Here is a 4,266-nt window from a genome sequence, read left to right on the forward strand (position 1 = left end):
GACGGCGTAGATAAGTCTACATAATTACAGATTATGTTAGATTTTTAGTAGCGGCTATGACATGACCAGAAAGAAATTTATCATAGGCAGCTGCACCATTGATCTGATGGAACCTTTGTTGACCGAATGCGCTTAATCATTGCTGAAAAACCCAGCCTGGGCAGAGCCATAGCCGATGTATTGCCCCGGCCGCATAAACGACAAGATGGCTACATAGAGACGGCATCCGGTGATGTCGTGACCTGGTGTATTGGCCACCTGCTGGAGCAGGCTGAGCCTGAACATTATGATCCCGCCTACAAGCAATGGCGTTTTGAACATTTACCCATTGTTCCCCAACAGTGGCAACTGCAACCGCGAAAAAACACTCGCGCCCAGTTATCGGTGATTCGCAAGCTGTTGAAGACAGCGGATGTCATCGTTCATGCCGGAGACCCGGACAGGGAAGGGCAGTTGTTGGTAGATGAAGTACTGGATTACCTCAAGCTTTCACCAACCCGCAGGAAAAGCGTTCGTCGTCTGCTAGTGAATGACTTGAATGGCTCAGCGGTCAAGAAAGCCTTCGACCGAATGCAGAGCAATTCGGACTATGTTCCACTCTCGGTTTCTGCCCTGGCTCGCTCCCGTGCCGACTGGCTCTATGGTATCAATTTAACCCGTGCTTATACCGTTCTTGGCAAGAAAGCAGGTTATGGGGGGTTGCTTTCTGTGGGTCGGGTACAGACACCGGTGCTGGGTCTGGTGGTGCGAAGAGACGAAGACATTGCTCAATTCCAACCGAAACCTTATTTCGAGGTCTTTGCCCTGCTGGTGACTGATCGGGGTGAGTGCTTCAAGGCCAAGTGGCAACCCAGTGAAGCCTGTCAGCCCTGGATGGATGACGAGGGTCGTGTGCTGGATCGTCGGCTGGCGGAAAATGTTGTCAGCAGGATACAGGGCAAGCAGGGAACAGTCAGTAAGCTGGAGAATAAACCCGCTAAGGAGTCTCCACCTTTACCCTATTCACTTTCCGTTCTTCAGATTGATGCTGCCAAACAGCTAAGGATGAGTGCCAAGGAGGTGCTGGATGTCTGTCAAAAGCTTTATGAGCAGAAACTGGTGACCTATCCCCGTTCGGATTGCCGTTATCTGCCCGTGGAGCATTTCAGGGAGGCACCGGAAGTGCTGGCAGCGATCCGAAGTAATGATGAAAAACTGGCCAGCGCTGTTGACGGTGCATTACCCGATCGCAAAAGCAAAGCCTGGAATGACAAGAAGGTCGGCGCACACCACGGGATTATCCCCACCACCCGAAGAGCCGATCTCTACAAAATGGGTGACCGGGAGCGTAACCTATATCGCCTGATTGCCAGACAGTATGTGGCTCAGTTTTATCCGGATCACCGATTTTTAGCCCGAAAAGTCAGTGTCACCCTGGAAGGCGGGTTATTCATGGCCAGCAGCAGGGAAGTGCAGGAAGAAGGCTGGACAGCCATTTTTCCCCGCAAGCCATCATCAACTACAGATAAACAATCCGATAAATTCGAGGGTCAAAGGTTACCGGAATTGCAGCAAGGACAGACACTGCTGTGCAAGGAAGCAGAGTTGGCAGAGAAACAAACCCAACCACCCAGGCCATTTACCGATGCCACCCTGCTATCAGCCATGACCGGAATTGCCCGCTATGTGAAGGATACCGAGATCAGGAAGGTGCTGAAGGAGACCGATGGTTTGGGTACCGAGGCTACCCGGGCAGGGATTATTGAACTATTGTTCAATCGGAAATATCTTGCCCGCCAGGGCAAAAACATTCATGCCACTGAAACCGGGAAAGCATTGATCAAAGCGCTGCCGGAACCTGTCAGTCGTCCAGACATGACCGCTCGTTGGGAAGCGTCACTGAATCAGATCGTGGAGAAAAAAGGTTCTTACCAGACCTTTATGAATCAGCTTGAACAGCAACTGCTGCAGTTGTTGCAGGAAGCCGGGCAGTCAGGAACGATCAATGTGCAGGGGCTGCCTCCGGTATCGCCCAACCGGTTCAAGAAGAAAACCCGCCGTAGAAAAACTACCCGTCGAGCTTCCTGACAGGAAAAGATGTCTGATAAGTGAACGAATCTACAGGTTTAATCCAGCCAGGCAGCTTGCTCCTCCAAGAGTCTTCAGTTTCTGGCAAGGGCTGTGTTAGAGTGTTTCACGATTCCACGAGACCTGATACGTTAAGCCTTCTCCGCCGACGTTTCTGGCGTGGGTGACTATGACTTCGAACAGGATAATCTCCTCATGTACAAAGCTTCTCTGGCCATTCTGGTTGGGCTGGGTATGACCGGACTGGTATCCGCATCGGATAATTACTCCTTCACCTGTCACCGTGGCAAACAGGAACGCAAGATAAGCGTCGTTTATCTGCAACGTGAGTCCAGTGTGCCCTGCGAGGTTCGCTACACCAAAGGCAGTCGGGAAGAGACGCTCTGGAACGCCAGTTACACTGCGGGCTATTGCGAAGATCAGGCCTCGGAATTTGTGAAAAAACAGGAAGGCTGGGGCTGGAGCTGCACTACAGATCAGTCACAAACCGATGAAAGTCTGCCAGAAGACACCGAAGCCAAAGCCGCAGAGTCTGATTGAAAACCGACTGCTTTGCCGACCCGGATTGAGAACATAACTGTATTCGGGCTGGCAGCGCGGATCTGACTCATTGAAAAAATTTTGATGGCAGTTGAACTCCCTGGATCGATCAGGATCAAAAGAATAAAGAAGATCTGATACAGGAGTACTTTTTATGCCACCTAACCGCTTTGTCCATGGGCAAACACTTCCTATTCTGCTGGCCCTACTGCTCTCTATGCAGACGGCTCATTCATTTTCTTCGGAAAATTGTCAGACAGGTCCATGCAGTCGCCCTTCAAACTACCTGCTGCCTTTGACTGCCCTGACTGCGGCTGTGATTACCTATTATGCATGGCTTGAGAGACTGGGCATTCCAGTAGCCGGGGATGATGAATCCTGCAATATCCAGCCCTTTGAACTCTGGAAGCCGAAACTGGACAGTGAATTCTGTCAGTCTCTGATTTCCAGCAAAAACGGCACCGAAGCATTGAAGTTATTAAAAAAAACGGGAGTAATGCAGCCTGGGACAATGGCCTGCAACGACTGGCAAGCTCATCTGGCAGACTATTTCAACTGGCGTTGGCCAGGCAACAGCGCCAGCCAGTGGCAACAAATTCCTGTGCATCATGGGAAGTATCAGCAGGTGGTTGACACCATGGATGAAGCTGGCCTCATGGGCATTATAAGCACTCTGTATGGTTCTCCTTCGGTGCATTCGTTGAACACGATATGGATCGACGGCCAGCAGTATATTCTCAAAGGCTATGTTAACAGTGGCTTTATTATTGCCCCTATGTTGAAAGTGGCTGAATGCTATTTTGTGCCGGAAGAAGAGCCGTTGGCTCTGGGTTTCGATGAGTGGAGTGGATTGGTCGCGGGGCGTATGCACTCTTTGTTCAAAGCAGTGAAGGGGCGTTCTCTGGCAGACTGGGTCGCTGAGTCCCGTGAACCCTCAGGCGAGGTTGACATCAATGCCTTGTTCTCCGGGTTTGGGAAAGTTCTGGCGCAGTTTCACCTGCGTCACAGAGATTTGAAACTCAATGGACTCTACACCCTTTCCAGAGCGGTTCATCAAGACCTGAATTTCAAAAATATTTTTTATGATGAAGAGTCCGGTTTCTCGCTGATTGATACCATAGGGCTTTCTGACTCAGTTCTGGAATCAAAAGAAGTGTTCCTCGATCTGAAGCGGTTGTTCGGAGAAATGGACAAAAGCAGGATATCAAGGGACGCGTTTATCAGGGCCTATGTTGATCAGTGGCCAGAAGACGCTCGGGAGAATCTTTTGTTGGACATAAAATATATTCACACCCGGATCCGGTAATGATCGCCCCGGACCGGGGCTATCTCCGTCTGCTTCCGATCAGGGTCACAGACTAAACAAGACCGATTCAGGAACACTTCATGCCGTTAAGTCCCTTTAGCGGTGATGACTAGAGTCAATCAACACTCTATTTCGATTCAGACAGCACGTTTGCTTATTACTGGTTTTTGGTTTTTCCTGGAAGAAGGTCAGTTGGAGTAGTGGGTATGTGTAAACTTTTAGGCGAGCCCGACCTACTGTGGCTACACTCAGCTCTGACTGAAAAAAAATGGAAATTTGAGTGCAAATTAAAACAGTTTTCTTTTATATAATCGGGACACTCTTAATCTCTTTGGCAGCCAGTGGATTTGGTG

Annotated in this window: 3 protein-coding genes; all 3 read left to right on the forward strand. The window is 49.9% G+C overall.

The annotated features are described in order from the left end of the window. Positions 1–126: 126 nt before the first annotated feature. Positions 127–2,067 (forward strand): DNA topoisomerase III, encoded by a 1,941-nt coding sequence (locus KDK18_RS03380; RefSeq protein ID WP_257253216.1) that lies wholly within the window; start codon positions 127–129, stop codon positions 2,065–2,067. A gap of 195 nt (positions 2,068–2,262) precedes the next feature. Next, positions 2,263–2,607, forward strand: coding sequence for a hypothetical protein (locus KDK18_RS03385; RefSeq protein WP_257253217.1), 345 nt, complete (start codon positions 2,263–2,265; stop codon positions 2,605–2,607). 154 nt (positions 2,608–2,761) lie between these two features. Then, entirely contained in the window at positions 2,762–3,913 is a 1,152-nt protein-coding gene (locus KDK18_RS03390; RefSeq protein ID WP_257253219.1) for a lipopolysaccharide kinase InaA family protein, read from the forward strand. Positions 3,914–4,266: the final 353 nt, after the last annotated feature.

It is taken from the genome of Endozoicomonas sp. SESOKO3 (genome assembly GCF_024606255.1).